This window comes from Segatella baroniae DSM 16972 = JCM 13447 (assembly GCF_000426585.1).
Lineage (GTDB): Bacteria > Bacteroidota > Bacteroidia > Bacteroidales > Bacteroidaceae > Prevotella > Prevotella baroniae.
This window is the reverse complement of sequence record NZ_KE384544.1, coordinates 54,772-69,066: the sequence shown is the minus strand read 5'-3', so window position 1 is coordinate 69,066 and position 14,295 is coordinate 54,772. Positions and strand designations below refer to the sequence as shown.

The window sequence follows — 14,295 nt, the reverse complement described above, 5'->3', positions numbered from 1 at the left end:
AGTCCCCTTTCGGCGTGATGAAAGTTGGTTTCAGTTAAAGAAAAGCAGCATGCCGGCCCAGTTGCCGGCATGCGCTGTGATGATGAAAGTTCGGCTTCTGCTTACTTGTCGAACTGGGTCGGCATGATCGTGAACGCCCAGCGATACTGCCGGTTGGGCGCGATCTGGAAGCGTTTCTCAGGCCGTGACCCCCAACTGTCGTAACCTCCCACGCCCTGCATGCGCCAGTCGAGGCACAGCTCTACGTAATTGCGGGACCAGATATCGTCGATGTGGTGCTGGCGACGCAGGCGGTTCTTGGCATTCGCCTCGTTGCGGTTGGCTATGTCCTCCGCGCTGAAGTTGTTCCACTGGTACGGATGGGACGTCGCCTCTTCGCTGTCGAAGTCCTCTATGCTGTTGCGCAGGGCGTTGAACTCCATCAGACTATCGGTGTAGAAACTCAGTCCTCGGCCCGAAGCGTCGGTCAGCTCAATCCATCGCGTGTCGGTGTGGTGTCCGTTTTCCTGTGGACGCACGTAGGGGAAGTAGAGTTGGTCGACCTTGGCTTTGTAAACGTCACGGAAAGTGCCGTGGTTGCGGTCGATGTAGTTCTCCTGCGGGCCGCGACCTTCGTAGGAAACGTTGTTGAACGAGCCTGGAAGGCGCATGCGCATGCCCACTCTTGGTACTTCGGCCAGACCTTCCTTGGTCGGTGTGAAGGTGACATTGACCTTGATAACGCCGTCGCCCATGAAGACGTAGTCCACTAAATAGCGATTGCCGGCGGGCAGGTCATACACCACGCGCAGCACGCTACCGCCATTTGTCTTAATCACTTGGGCCGAAGAAACCTTGAATTGGTGGCTGGCCTCTTTCCAAACGTGTCCGCGGGCGGGCAGTCCGTTGCCGTAGTCGTTGTCTGTCGGAGCACGCCAGAAGTTGGGTTGCAGGCCGAAACCATCGTAGGCATACTCCTGACCATCCACCCGATAGCTCTCGACAATGCCTTTCTGCTTGTTGAAGACGAAGTGGAAACGCTCATCGCTGACAGTGATCTTGCCGTCCTTCGCCACCGTTTTTACGATGGTCGGCATGGTATTGTCGAGTGGGAGATAAGGTTCGGTCTCGTAGGCAAACTGCTCCCGTGCAATCTCGTGTCCCTTGGGCAGGCCCAAGACGTCCTCGCGAGTCTTGGCAAAGAAGTTGACGACGACAGTCTCTTCACGGTCCAGCATGTCGGGATAGCCGATGTGGAACGATGCCCACTGCTGCGGCGCGGCCTCGATGTCGAGTTTTCCCTGTGCCAGAACGGCCGGCTCGTCGCTCAGCCGCTTCACTTCATAATAGAAGTCGTAGTCCTTCAGGTTGGTGAAATAGAAGCGGTTGAACACGCGGAAGTCCCCTTTCTTGAGGTCTTTGGCCTCGAACTTCATGTCCTGATGCACGTATTTCACCTCGGCCATGGCTGGATGGGGCGTGCGGTCGGGGTTCACCAGTCCGTTGCAAAGGAAGTTTCCGTCGCTCGGTTCGTCGGTTCCGAAGTCGCCGCCGTAGGCATAGAAGGGAGATTGGGTGCTGTTGTTGGGTGCCGTATGGTTGGCGACGAGTCCTGTTGTCTTGCCGTCGACGAGCAATCCCTGGTCCACCCAGTCCCAGATGAAGCCGCCCTGCAGGTTGGGATACTTGTAGATGGCGTCCCACTGACCCAGGAGGTTGCCCGTGGAGTTGCCCATGGCGTGGGCGTATTCCGACGGCATGACGGGGCGATCGCTGCCTTGCTTGCCAATCGATTCGAGCCAGTCGGCTCCCGGATACTGCGGTACGAACATGTCGGTGTTCCATTCCCACTGCGCCCGCTCGTAGTTGACGGGTCGGTTCATCCATTCCTTATCCTTGTCCTTGAGCCACAGGTAGGTCTGGTAGAAGTTGTAGCCGTTGCCGGCTTCGTTTCCGAGCGACCAGAAGGTCACGCACGGGTGGTTCTTGTCCTGCTCGTACATGTTCTCCGTTCGAGAGAGATGCTTCCGAAGCCACTCCGGATTGTTGCCCAAAGTGCCTCCCTTGCGCAGGTTGTAGTGCATGCCGTGGCTCTCGATGTTGGCTTCGTCGTAGACGTAGAGGCCGTATTCGTCGCAAAGTTCATAGAAGCGGTGGCCCTGCGGATAGTGGCAGAGGCGCACGGCGTTGAGGTTGTTCTGCTTCATCAGCTCGAAGTCGCGGCGCATCAGCTCCTCGGTCACGTAATGGCCGGTCAGCGGATTGTGCTCGTGGATGTTCACGCCCTTGAACTTGATGGGCTGGCCGTTGACGAAGAGGCACACGTCGGGGCGTCCGTCGGGCGACAGGTTGGTCACCTCCTTCATCTCGATGCGGCGGAATCCCACGTGGTAGGGCACCGTCTCGCTGCTCTTGCCGCTCGTGACGGTCATCAGCAGCGTGTAGAGGTTGGGCTTTTCCGACGTCCAGGTCAGCACGTCGGGCAGCGTGGCGTCGAAGTCCACCGTGGCCGAAGCGTCCTTCATGAGAATCTCTTGGCGGCCGCCGGCCACCTCGCGGCCCTCTTTGTTCAACAAGGTGTAGCTCACTTGGGCCTTCTGTTTCTTGCCCGTGAGGTTCTGCAACTGCGTCTGCAGGCGGAAAATGCCGTTGCGATAGCTGTCGTCGAGGGTCGACTTCACGTGGAAGTCGCGCAGCGACACCTTGTCCTGCGCCCACAGATAGACGTCGCGTTCAATGCCGCTCATGCGCCAGAAGTCCTGGCATTCGAGGTAGGAACCGGTGCTGTAGCGGAATATTTTCAGCGTCAGCGTGTTGTCGCCCTGGCGCAGATAGGGGTTGATGAGGTACTCCACCTTCGACTTCGAGTCCTCGCTGTAGCCCACCTCGCGGCCGTTCACGTAGACGTAGACGCCCGACTTGGCGCCGTCGAGGGCCAGATAGACCTCCTTGTCGGCCCACGCCTGGGGCACGGTGAAGGTGCGGCTGTAGACGCCCACGGGGTTTTTCTCGGGCAACTGCGGCGGCTGCGGGTTGGACGGGGCGAAGTCGTAGGGCTGGTTCGTATAGATGGCGGTGCCGAATCCCTGCACTTCCCAGTTGCCGGGAACGGTGATGTTCTTCCATCCCGCGGTGTTGTAGCCGGCGTCGGTCACGCCTTCGGGCTGCTGCTTGTAGCTGTCGACGTAGAGAAACTTCCACGTTCCGTTGAGCGACTGGTAGCGTCGGCTGTTTTCGTAGCGCAGGGTGAGCGCGTTGTCCCTCGACTCATAGGTCATGAAGTCGGTGCGGGGACTCACCGCATTGACGCTGGTGACGTTCACGTCCTGCCAAAACGGAACGATTTGGAGCACGGAAAGGAGAGTCAATAAGATGTTCATAAGGTTGTGAAAATGATAGATTTGAATATTTCAGTTATGTTTTTGTTTGGAAAATGGGCCGCGGACACGCCGAAGCGGCCGGTCGCTGCAAAGGTAAACAAAATAATATGAATCTGTCGAAAGAACGCCGCAAAAAAACACGCGCACGGCAACCGCTTTCCAAAAGCAGCCCTTTCAGCTGCTGAAAGCACAGCGGTTGCCGTGCGAAAGGGCAGCGGTTGCAACGCAAGGGCACAGCGGTTGCAGGCTGAAAGGGCTGCTTTGGGAAAGCAAAGGGTGAAGGGTGGAGAATGAAGGGGCCGACGGCAGCCGAACTATCGCTGTCCGGCCAGCTTCTTGGCGGCCAGCAGCGCGAGGGCGACGGCGATGTCGTTGTAGGTGATTTCGGGGGGACAGGCGGCCTTAATGTCCGACTTCGGCGACATGGGAGGCATGCGGTGCATCACGTCGTAGATGGCCGGCAGCTTGTCGAGGTCCATCAGTCCGTCGGGCTTCAGCACGCCGCGGGCGACGAAATGGATGAGATGGTTTATCACGGTGGTCTCGGTGAGCTTGCGTTCGCGCGCGATGAGGTCGGGTTTCAGGCCCTGGCGGTACATGGCCAGCGTCACCCGGCGCGTGTCGGGCTTCGGTTCTTTCTTCTCTTTCTTTTCCTTCGACTTCCGGCGACGGGGCTTCCGATCCATCGCAGCCAAGTAAGCTTCCTGCTTATGGGTGAGATACGTGGTGGTCGTAAAGGCTTCGTCGCTCAAGTCTTCCAGCAGATAGCGGCGTGCTTTATAAGCCATTTGGAGGTCGGAGAAGAGCTGTTCCAGTCGTTTGGCACCCGTCTTGTTGTCGCTCGACACGCCTTCGGTGGCCGTAATGAGCGGATCGAAGATGGCGGAGAGCTGTTTGGCAAAGTACGAAGCGCTATTGTTGACGCGGTCGAGAAACGTTTCGCCGTGCAGTTCGTCGATGGTCATGCTCGCGATAAGGCCCATCCACTTGCGGCTTACCAACACGATCTCGGTGTCGAGCTTCTTCATGAGCACACGATGGAGCTGCTGTACCTTTGGAAACTTGTAGCAATACTCCTGCAACACACGGAAAAGCTGACTCTCAAGCGTAGCTAAGTCGTTGAAATTAAAGGCATCGAGGAGCAGTTCTCGGTAGTATTCATCCTTCAGCGATGGCAGTTGGGCTATGCTTTGGCGTGCGGCCTCGGCCTGATGGTTGATGTAATCGTCCACCCGATGGTCGCCGATGATGGCATGTTGACCGATGGGAGACGAGAGAACCAGCCCTTCGAGCGTCTTGCAACGGCTCAACGCCACATACACCTGCCCTGCGGCAAACGACAACTGGGCGTCGATAATGGCGTGCTCGAAGGTCAATCCCTGGCTCTTATGGATGGTAATGGCCCACGCCAGTCGCAGTGGCAGCTGACGGAAAGTACCTTCTACGACGGCGTCGATAGACTTTGTCTTGGTGTTGATTTTATATTTCGTGTTCTCCCATTGGGCCGGTTCAACGTCGATTTCTTTGTCGTCACCCGGACAAAGCACCTGCACCCGCTCATCGTCGAGGTAGACTACGTGGCCAATACGGCCATTATAATAAAGGTGTTCGGGCGAAGGATCGTTGCGAACGAACATCACCTGCGCGCCCACTTTCAGCTCCAGCCGGTCGTCGGTGGGATAAGTAGATTCGGGAAAGTCGCCTTCCACATCGGCCAAATAGGTATGCGACCGGCTCTCCAAGCGTTTCAGCTCCTGCGTATTGTAGCGATTGGCCATGGCATTGTGGGTCGTCAGCCGGATGTAACCTTCCTCTGCCTGTGGGTGAAAGTCGGGAATATGGCGCTGATTGAGCAACGCCAAATCCTCATCGCTCACCTGATTGTCGCGGATATGGTTGAGCAGGCGGATGAAAGTCTCATCTTGCTGGCGGTAGACGTGGCGCAGTTCAATGGTCACATAGTCGGTCATGGCCAGTGCTTTGGAGCCAAAGAAGTAGGGAGTAGCGTAATAATCGGCCAGCAGACGTTCGTCTTCGGCCGTCACCACGGGCGTCAGCTGTTGCAAGTCGCCAATCATGAGCAACTGCACGCCACCAAACGGCCGGTTATGGTCGCGATAGCGGCGCAGCACCGAGTCGACAGCGTCGAGCAAGTCGCTACGTACCATACTGATTTCGTCGATAATCAGCAGGTCGAGCGTGCGGATAATCTTGCGCTTCTCTTCGCTGAAGTCGTATCGACTCTCCATCTTCACGCCCGGAACGAAGGGCGAAAGTGGCAGTTGAAAGAAGCTATGAATGGTGACTCCGCCCGCGTTGATGGCAGCAACGCCTGTCGGTGCCACAATCACCATGCGTTTGGTGCTGTGGCGGCAGACGGCTTTGAGGAAGGTAGTCTTACCTGTTCCGGCCTTTCCCGTCAGGAAAATGCTCTTTCCGGTATGCTCCACGAAGTCCCAGGCTTGGCGGAGTTGTTCGTTCTTTTCCATATAGATCATATTAAATAAGCCCGTGGAATCGCTTTTCCATGGGGCGTATGGGTTATCGTGCGTGGCACGTCAGTCGATTCACCGAGCGTTCAATCTCCGCTTTCAAGGCAGGATTATCGCTTTCGATTTGCCGCAACCGGCGTGCAATCATGTCACGCTGGTAGTGGGTATCATACCACCCGAGCGTGTGAATGGCCGCGATTCTGACGTCCATATCTTCCTTTTCGTTGGCCGCTGATTGTAGAATCGTCTCAATCATCTTGCCCCGTGGCATGTTGCGGAAGCGCAAAATGGTGTTCTTTCGACGTGTAGGCTTACTGCCCAAGTCATTGATTTCGTCCATGATTTCCTTGTAACGCAAAGGTTCTTGGCGCAAAGCCGTGCGCAACTTATTCACGATGGCGTCGCTATAAAGCGTGTAACGACTCTGTTGTTGGTCGAGTTCGTGCAGCATAGTTGGGCTGTCGAAAGCCTCAATGTTGTTTAACAGCTGGAAACTTAAACGGGGTTCGTGCCCTCGTTTCAAGAAGGTAGCGACGATGGCGGGTATCAGTTGGGGCGAACCGTTGCGCTCGGCGTAAATCGCGGACAAGCGCCGAACGAGCTCGTAACTATCATTGAGCGATTCTTTCAGCACCTCGACGCCGGCGTCAGGATAATAAAGACTGAGCAGTTTCACGGCTTCCATGCGCACAACGAAGTTATCTGACGTTTCATAAGTATGTTTCAGCAACGCGGACATATCCTTTTCACCGGCTAAATGCAGCTGGCGCAGGGCCATGGCTTGGGCATCCGGAACAGGAGAACGGAGTATTTTGCGCCAGAATTTGGCGTCGCGGTAGTGGCGAGTAAGCCCCTGATTGATATCGAAACCTAAATTGCTATTGTCTTGAAAGCGCAGCGTGGGGTCGCCAATGACATGACTTTCCAAGTAACCGCCGAAGCGATTGAACTGCCCCACACGCATTCCGGCCGACAAAAGACCGATAAACTCGTCGGGCCACTTGTCTTGCAAGGCGTTGACGGTGCCGCCAATGGTAGCCAACGTCATGCCATCGTTGAAGATATAGGCTCCGGCAACATTGTCATCTACATGGAATGAGCCGTTGAAGCATGCGTCGAAAAGTACAAAACGGGCATTGGTCTTGAGTCGTCGCAGGTCGACGGTGTAGATATCTTGAGCCGCGTCGGCCAGAGAATCAGCCTTTTGCACCGCCGGATCAAAGGCTTCGCGGCACCAATGTTCAGGAACGTCGAGCCTTTGAGCGTAGTAAGTGACGGCACTGTCACGCCCCGTCTTCTTCGAACGGTCTAAAACCTTGCCGTGCAGATAGCGTTTGATGTTGGCAATGCTGGCCTCCACCCCCGACACTTCGGGATAACCATTGAGATATTGCGTATCTGTGGCACCATGATGGTGAAACAAGAGCACGTCAAGATCTGGATTCATCACCTCGTTGAGATACAGATTCTTGACCGGATACATCATGTTGAAGTCATAAAACTTCACGGTATGACCACGTCGGAAGAGCTGGGGCATTTGTTCCCGCAAGGCTATCTGCTCGCCGGCCCAGGCCAATGGATCCTCTGAATTGTAAGAATGACCACGGGCCATGGTCAGGTTGTCGAGTACGTTGTGGGCTTCCTGCCGTTTCAGTCGGGCGACCTTGTTGAGGTAATCGGCCAGCATTTTGTACTTATCGTGGCCTTTCAGTTCAAGCGGTTTGATGCGTCCGCTGTAGATATCGGGCGAAAGATAAGGTTTACTGTCAGCCGTCAGACTGTAATAGAAGTAAAGAGGCTTCTCCTTATCTTGCTTTAAGAAACTGAAACGCAGCCCGAAGTCATCGTAAAAGCGGTCACTGGGTACGCTTGAAACTTTCCAATCGTTCCCCTGATTCATCTTAAACGCGGAGGTAAGGTACTGCGCGTCACGTATCATTGGTATGGGAATATCGCCCACAAAGACCACTCCCTCCAAGGGTTGCTGCTTGTCGGCGTGCCATTTTTGTAGCAGTTGTCGGATATCTTCGGGCTTTTGCCAGTCGTCGATGGCGATATAGGTACCCAGATGGTCAGCTTCTATGCTATTGCGATAGGCCTCAACGGCCGTCTTTGCTTTATTGTAGCTCTGCCGATCGATGATGATGGCAAAGTTGGTAGGCGTCTTCACGCTCGGACGGATGATGGTTTGGGCCATTGCGGCTACGTACAATATCAGTCCGAGGATAAGTAATACTCCTTTTCTCATAGTCTTTGTATGTTGGAAAATAGGGCTTGCGCCCAAAGTGAAGTTAGAAATTCACGCCCAAAGTCACGTTGACGCGACTGCGATGGTTGAACATCGCGGCGTTGGTATGGGCGTAGTCGAAAGCCAGTTGGGCAAAACCATTGACCTTAGACTGGCTTTTCAGCAATTGCGAATAGGTGATTGCGCCATTTGCTCCCCATGCGTCGGCCGTCAGATAGGCCTGATCCAGCGGTTCCATTTCGCGCACGGTGACGAGGTTGGCATTGGCTCCGGTATAACGATATTCGCCTCGCAAGGCATCTTTCCACATGCCACCGACAGCCAGCAGCAAGCGGCGGTTCATCGACCGACCTACGATGATGTTCCTTTCAAGGTTAAGGCGAAGATAGATATTCTCACTATTCTTAACCGAAAGCGGCAGCAGATACTTGTCATCCAGCTTCTGATAAGCGACGCTCAGGTCGCTTCGCCAGCTGTATTCGGTATCTCTGGGGCGCAACAGCGTGTAAGCCGCGCTCAGATCAGTAGTCTTATAGGTGGAGCGGATGTCCTGATGAAGCACTTTCCAACCCGCCTTTTCCTGCGTATTGTCATTCTGCGAGAGATACATAATGCCATTGACAGCACGGCGGTTGAAGCCTATGCGAACCTGATGGGTCAGCGAACGTCCCCACAGCATGGCCTGAATGTTGGCTCCGAGGTTCTTTTCTTCAAGCTGACTATCCTTCTTGGGGGTAGTGAAACTAATCTCATTATTCTCCACATACTTGTCGGCGGTGAGTTCGGCCAATAGCTCCCAGCTCTTCATGTGGTGTTCGTATTGCAGTCCGAAGCCCCAACGGTTGCCGAAATAGTTGGTTTCCCGGCCCGTGCCAATGCCCCGATGAGCGGTTCCAAGGCCGTAAAGTTCAAAGTAATGAGGCTTTACTTGATAGTTTTCAAGCTCCATATTCGACTCTTCTTTGACACTGGCATAGCGCAGGTTGACACCAATCACGTCGTTGTATGTAGGCGAATAGGTGACACCGGGCATGAGTTGCAGCATAAAAAAGCGTGCGTCGACACGTGGGTCGCGCTGTTTGGCTGCCAACTGGGCCTTATAAGTGCCTTCCAAACCAAAGGTCCAGCTACGGAAAAGCACAGGCGTCGCTGCCCGGAATCGCAGGTGATAGTTCTGATTACGCCATTTACTTTGAACTCCTGAGTCAACAACGAAGTAGGGTTGTCCACGATATGGGTCATTGATAGAGGCATTGAAGCGGGCATTGCCCACATTCTCGTGCGTAAACTTGAACTCTCCCCACACGTAAGCTTTGCCCAAATTGACAAAACCTTCAGTGTAAATATTGGCGTCGCGCACCGTTTTTCCGGTGTAAACGCGGTGGAAGTCGCCCGACTGAACATCGTAATTGACTTGCAGGCGTGAGTAGTTTCGGGTATTATCATGAGCCGTTCCTGCCGCGTTGCCTGTCTGAAGCCACAGTCTTTGGCCCTTCAGCAGCGACTGTCCGGCCACGGAGAGTCCCTCGTCGACCGTCTGTGCCATCGTTGCGGTACCGCTGCCGAAGGCTAAAAACAACATGATAAATTGATAGAAACGTATGTTTGATTTTTTCATTGCAATCTGTTTAAAATATGAAAAACTCTGTTGAACGAAGTGATATCAATAGGTTTTGTTCCATGAAGGCACCCCGGTATGATAGCGATGCAGCACGGGCACAACACCTCGTTCGAAATCATCGGTGCTGTTGTTGGTATCTTGGAAGATCAGTGCGCCATTCTCGCGCTTCAGCGTGTCACCGTTTTCGATCATAAGCTTACGAACAACTCCCAATCCGCAGTACGTTGAGCCCACCCATGTCATGCCGGCGTCGATGGCGGCAGGGATACGCTTGGCGTCGGCGTAGGTTTCGTTGTTGATACACTCCACGGCGTCGAGCACATATTGAAGCGGTATCTTTGCCTTGAGGTCTTTTTTGTTCACCTCATGCGCCTGAAAAGCCGTGTTTTTAACAGGATCCCAGTCAACTCCCGCGGGCACTTTGAAGATTGCGAATGCTCCTCCAAAGACCGAGGTAAGGAACTGCGGTATCTTTCCGAATGCGCTTTTGCCGTCGTAAAATACGTGTTCCATGTTGATGGCAGGCATATCGGGCAAGCGATTATTGAACGGGAAGAACTCAAACTCCGCGTGCGAACAATCGACGGGTGAATTAGGATTGTATATTTCCTGTTTGTGGTTGGCGGCAAACTGCGCGATGACAGCGCTCTCGCCGGGTTGTAGCGGATATTCCGTGCCCGTTCCGGGGAACCGCCAGACGCGTTCGCCATAGCAAACGTTTTCGTCCAAGCCACCATCCCACACCGGCAGCTTACGAGTGGCGACGTTGGGCGCGAGTTGGGCGAAGTAAACGCCATCCAGATACTGCACTTCAGCAGAGTTGTTGTAAACTTCGTAGAACTGATCGCGGAAATAAGAAGTTCCCTTCAGAGGCTTACTGCCCGCGAAATAGATTTCCTTGAATACGAGCGGACTTACCTTTAGTCCTCTCATTGTGATTTGAACAGAGGCTACCCCTGCATAAAGCGCCTTATTGACGGCATTGCCGTTTACGTAGAACTCGGCTCCGTCGGCATCGTAGGCCGTGCCTGACACGCTGACCGTATAGATACCGGGCACCACGCCGTCGATACTGGCTTGGGTATCGTTGAGCTTCTTACTATAATGATAGCCGTCGGTATAATTGTCGAGTTTGAGTGTAAGGTTCTTAACCGAGGCCAATTTTTCCACAGAAACGGTCAGATTAACACTCACTTGCAGCGGTGTCACCTTTTCCGACTTGGCTGCTTCGTCGAAGCCCGTGCAGGAAACGGTGCCCAAAGCGATGGCTACGAATAGCCCATAAATGATATTTTTCATCTTGAATACGTACTTTTAGAGTTTTAGCGTGAGTTCCATGCCGAAGAAGAAGTCGCTGTTTTTCCTATCGAACGTGCCGGGATAGCGGTGACTTTTCTTAATGGGATAGCTACGGAAGAAGTTATTGGCGAAGAATGAAATGCGAGCCACGTCGCCGATTTCCTTCGTTAGGTTGAGGTTGAATTGGAAATACGGGCTTACCGTTTCCTTGATTGCTTTGGCATGACTGACGTTTTGTAGCAGATAGTCGTAGCCTGCCGCCTTCACGTCGTCTACGGTCTTGAATCGTCCGGGCTCGAAATAATGGGGCTTACCGTCCTTCAACGACAGGTAGCCGATGGGGATAGAGTCGTTGTGGAAGGTTGTCCAGTCGCTCTCATTCCATACCGCTTGAGCCGTCAACGTAACGACAAAGCCGATGCGAGGAATATTATGGGTGGCCCGAAGGGTTGTAACGAACTGCTTTTGGTAGTCGTCCTGATCCTTTGGATCATAGATGGCGATGTCGGTACGACTGGCGGGAGCGCCGTTGGAGTTATCGTAGAAGTGGTATTTGTGCGACGCGTATTTCGACTCCATCCAAGCGCCGCTAAGCTGGAAGGCCGTGCGGATGGCTTCGATACGACCCGTATAGAACTCAAACTCAAGTCCGCGGGTGCGCATATCCTGACTGTTGAGCGCAGTATAATAAGGTGTGAGGATGGGATACGTGCCTTTGGTCACGATTTTATTGTCGCTGTTACGACCGTAAATGGTGTAGTTGAAAGGCAGGAAGCTACCCAGCGTGCTGCCCAAGCTATAACCATTGCGCAGATGCTCGTTGAAAGCGGTGACGCTCAAGCGGGTCTTGCCCAACTTCAAATCAAGACCCACCTCGCTCTTGTAGTTCTTGGCCACCTTCAACGCTTTGTTCTGCGTGTCGACAACGCGTGTCGTGGTGAGCAGCACTCGCTCTTCGGCGGGAATATTCTCCAGCGGCAACTCGTTGATATGAATGTACTCATAGTACGCTTTCTGCGGATAGAGATAGGTAAGGGTCGGCATTTTGGCCGTAATACCATAGCCACCGCGCAGCGTCAGGACATCGGGAACCAGGTCGAAAGCCACATTGACGCGCGGACAGAACGTGCCACCGACCACCGAAACCCGATCGTAGCGCAGACCGGCCTGCAGATTGAGCGTGTGACGGCCCAGCGTCAGTTCGGCGTTATCTTCGGCAAAGAAGCTCAACATCTTGATATAAGGAATGTCTTTATAGCTCCGTGGGCGGTAACTACTGTCGTAATCTCTGACCGAACGGAAAGGAGGATTCGCCATACTCCACTTAGTGCCCTCGCCTTCGTTGCCATCGAGCTTAACCTCGCTACCTAAAAGCAATCCGTTATTGAACTTACCGAACGACTGAAAGAAGTTAGCCGTCAGCTTAGCGAAGAAGTTTACCTCACGACTGTCAATCTCGTTATGACTTGTATAGGCGTTGGGCAGGTAGTGAGCGTAGTAACCTGCGCGAACGTCGGCGTCGCTGAAGTGGGTCAGTTCCTTGCCATCGGCGTCATAAACACGGCGTCCCGGGCGATTGCTCAACGTGGTTCCATCGGTCATTGTGCCCGAATACACGGCATTGGCAGATGTTTCATCCCGCTCGGTCATGCTCTGTTTAGACGTATAACTGCCCTGAACGACGTAGCGGATGTTGCGCAACCAGCCTTTATCAAACTGCCATAGTCCGTTGGTATTGAAGCGCAGCCCCGTGTCTTCGCCACGACTGATGTCGCGAGGCAGGTCGGGATTGTCATCCTCGTGATTCTTGGCGTAGTTAAGCGAGAGCGAAGTGTTGGTGCGCAGACGATTTCCGAAGAACGCATTGGAGTAAATGGCCCGAAGGTTTACGCGCTGATAGGTGAGGTAAGAGGCTGTTACCTTGTTATTACTGTAAGCATAGTCGCCGCTCAGATTGAGCGCGCCGGCTCTGCGTCCCAACTCGAATCCCGTGCCGACGCTACCCTGATAGATGTTGGGATTGGCCTTGGCACTGACGCGGAGAGGCTCGCGACCGGCCTTGGTGTGCAGAATAACCGCTCCCGAAGTGAGGTCGCCGTATTCTACCGAAGGAATACCACGCACGATTTCAACCGACTCTATGTTCTCGGCCGATATGCCGCGGGCGTCGACACCCGTATTGGCCGACGCTCCTCCGGCCATGGCAGCCGTGCTTCCGTTGACAGATGGGTTGAGCGCGCTCAAGTTGGCGTTGTTTGAAAGGGGCGCGCCATCCTGTATAAGCGTCGCGCCGAAAGAGTTAAGCTCGTTTAGTCTATTGTTATCAACACCTCGAATGGTCACCAGTCCCGCCTTATTCAGCGTTTGGTTGGACGAAATGGCGCCCGGTGCCAAAGCTAAGATGTCGGTCAGACTGGTTGCCTGCAAGTGGTCGATGGCGTTGCGGTTGACGTAGGACGCGGTAGAAGTGCCGCCGGCCTTGGTCTGTGCCACGACCACAACATCGTTTAGGCGAAAGTTTTCGTCCTTCATATAGAAGTCGAGTTGCCGACTTCCGGTGATCGTAACAACGGTGTCAATCTCCTGCTTGCCCAGATATCTGACGACAAGCCTCACTTTTCCCTGTGGCACATGGTTGAGTTGGTAGCGACCGTTGATGTCGGTCACGGCACCAAACTTAAAGTCGGTCACCGAAACAGTGGCGCCAATCAGGGGTTGTTTGCCGGCTTCGTAGACCGCTCCGCTGATTTTTACCGCCTGCTGGGCATAACCGTTCATGGCTACCGATATGAACAACAGACACAGGAAAGGTCTGAAAAGTTGCTTCAAATTTGTCATTTGGATAAAAGAAATGTTGATTCGTATTTGCGTTTGATGTTTTTGTGGAGCCGCAAGAAGCAGCGGTCTTGAGCTGCAAAAATACTAAAAAAAGTGATTCGGCCCAATACCTTTTAATAGGTATTTGTCGCATCGGGCTGTTGCCCGACGCCGTTGGCCTTGAAAGCAAGCGACGGAGAACCGGAACAAGCAAGACGGATGTTCGCCCCGAATCATTGGCAAGCCTGCCCACGTTGAGCAAACGTCTCGGCAAACGACGGCAGGTTTGCGCGGCTGGAGAAATCGTCAAAACAAAAGAAAAGTTAACGGCGCGACTGGAGAAATCGTCAAAACAAAAGAAAAGTTAACAGCGCGGCTGGAGAAATCGTCAAAACAAAAGAAAAGTTAACGGCGCGGCTGGGGAAAACGTCAAAACAAAGGAAAAGTTAACAGCGCGAC

General features: G+C 53.9%; 7 protein-coding genes. 1 reads left to right on the top strand and 6 read right to left on the bottom strand.

Annotated features, from left to right (window positions below; all coding sequences use genetic code 11):
• Positions 1 to 101 precede the first annotated feature (101 nt).
• The 6 genes from K334_RS0112990 to K334_RS0112960 all read right to left on the bottom strand — a co-directional run bounded on the left by K334_RS0112990 (position 102) and on the right by K334_RS0112960 (position 13,857).
• Positions 102 to 3,359 (bottom strand): glycoside hydrolase family 2 TIM barrel-domain containing protein, encoded by a 3,258-nt coding sequence (locus tag K334_RS0112990; protein WP_027445081.1) that lies wholly within the window; start codon positions 3,357 to 3,359, stop codon positions 102 to 104.
• Between the two features lie 314 nt (positions 3,360 to 3,673).
• Positions 3,674 to 5,848 carry an AAA family ATPase gene (locus tag K334_RS0112980; RefSeq protein ID WP_025880921.1) on the bottom strand — a complete coding sequence of 725 codons (2,175 nt, stop codon included), beginning with the start codon at positions 5,846 to 5,848 and terminating at the stop codon, positions 3,674 to 3,676.
• A gap of 52 nt (positions 5,849 to 5,900) precedes the next feature.
• Positions 5,901 to 8,099 (bottom strand): HEAT repeat domain-containing protein, encoded by a 2,199-nt coding sequence (locus K334_RS0112975; RefSeq protein WP_027445080.1) that lies wholly within the window; start codon positions 8,097 to 8,099, stop codon positions 5,901 to 5,903.
• Positions 8,100 to 8,142: 43 nt separating this feature from the next.
• Positions 8,143 to 9,717, bottom strand: a complete 1,575-nt coding sequence (locus K334_RS0112970) for a DUF6850 family outer membrane beta-barrel protein (RefSeq protein WP_025880920.1) — start codon at positions 9,715 to 9,717, stop codon at positions 8,143 to 8,145.
• A gap of 45 nt (positions 9,718 to 9,762) precedes the next feature.
• Positions 9,763 to 11,019, bottom strand: coding sequence for a DUF4876 domain-containing protein (locus tag K334_RS0112965; RefSeq protein WP_027445079.1), 1,257 nt, complete (start codon positions 11,017 to 11,019; stop codon positions 9,763 to 9,765).
• Between the two features lie 15 nt (positions 11,020 to 11,034).
• Entirely contained in the window at positions 11,035 to 13,857 is a 2,823-nt protein-coding gene (locus tag K334_RS0112960) for a TonB-dependent receptor (RefSeq protein WP_027445078.1), read from the bottom strand.
• A gap of 68 nt (positions 13,858 to 13,925) precedes the next feature.
• Between K334_RS0112960 and K334_RS14980 the strand changes: the two genes are divergently transcribed.
• Positions 13,926 to 14,204, top strand: coding sequence for a hypothetical protein (locus tag K334_RS14980; protein WP_154655628.1), 279 nt, complete (start codon positions 13,926 to 13,928; stop codon positions 14,202 to 14,204).
• Positions 14,205 to 14,295 lie beyond the last annotated feature (91 nt).

Coding starts and splice junctions, on each gene's coding strand:
- K334_RS0112965 (WP_027445079.1), bottom strand. CDS start 11,019: ATGAAAAATATCATTTATGGGCTATTCGTAGCCATCGCTTTGGGCACC.
- K334_RS0112980 (WP_025880921.1), bottom strand. CDS start 5,848: ATGGAAAAGAACGAACAACTCCGCCAAGCCTGGGACTTCGTGGAGCAT.
- K334_RS0112975 (WP_027445080.1), bottom strand. CDS start 8,099: ATGAGAAAAGGAGTATTACTTATCCTCGGACTGATATTGTACGTAGCC.
- K334_RS0112960 (WP_027445078.1), bottom strand. CDS start 13,857: ATGACAAATTTGAAGCAACTTTTCAGACCTTTCCTGTGTCTGTTGTTC.
- K334_RS0112970 (WP_025880920.1), bottom strand. CDS start 9,717: ATGAAAAAATCAAACATACGTTTCTATCAATTTATCATGTTGTTTTTA.
- K334_RS0112990 (WP_027445081.1), bottom strand. CDS start 3,359: ATGAACATCTTATTGACTCTCCTTTCCGTGCTCCAAATCGTTCCGTTT.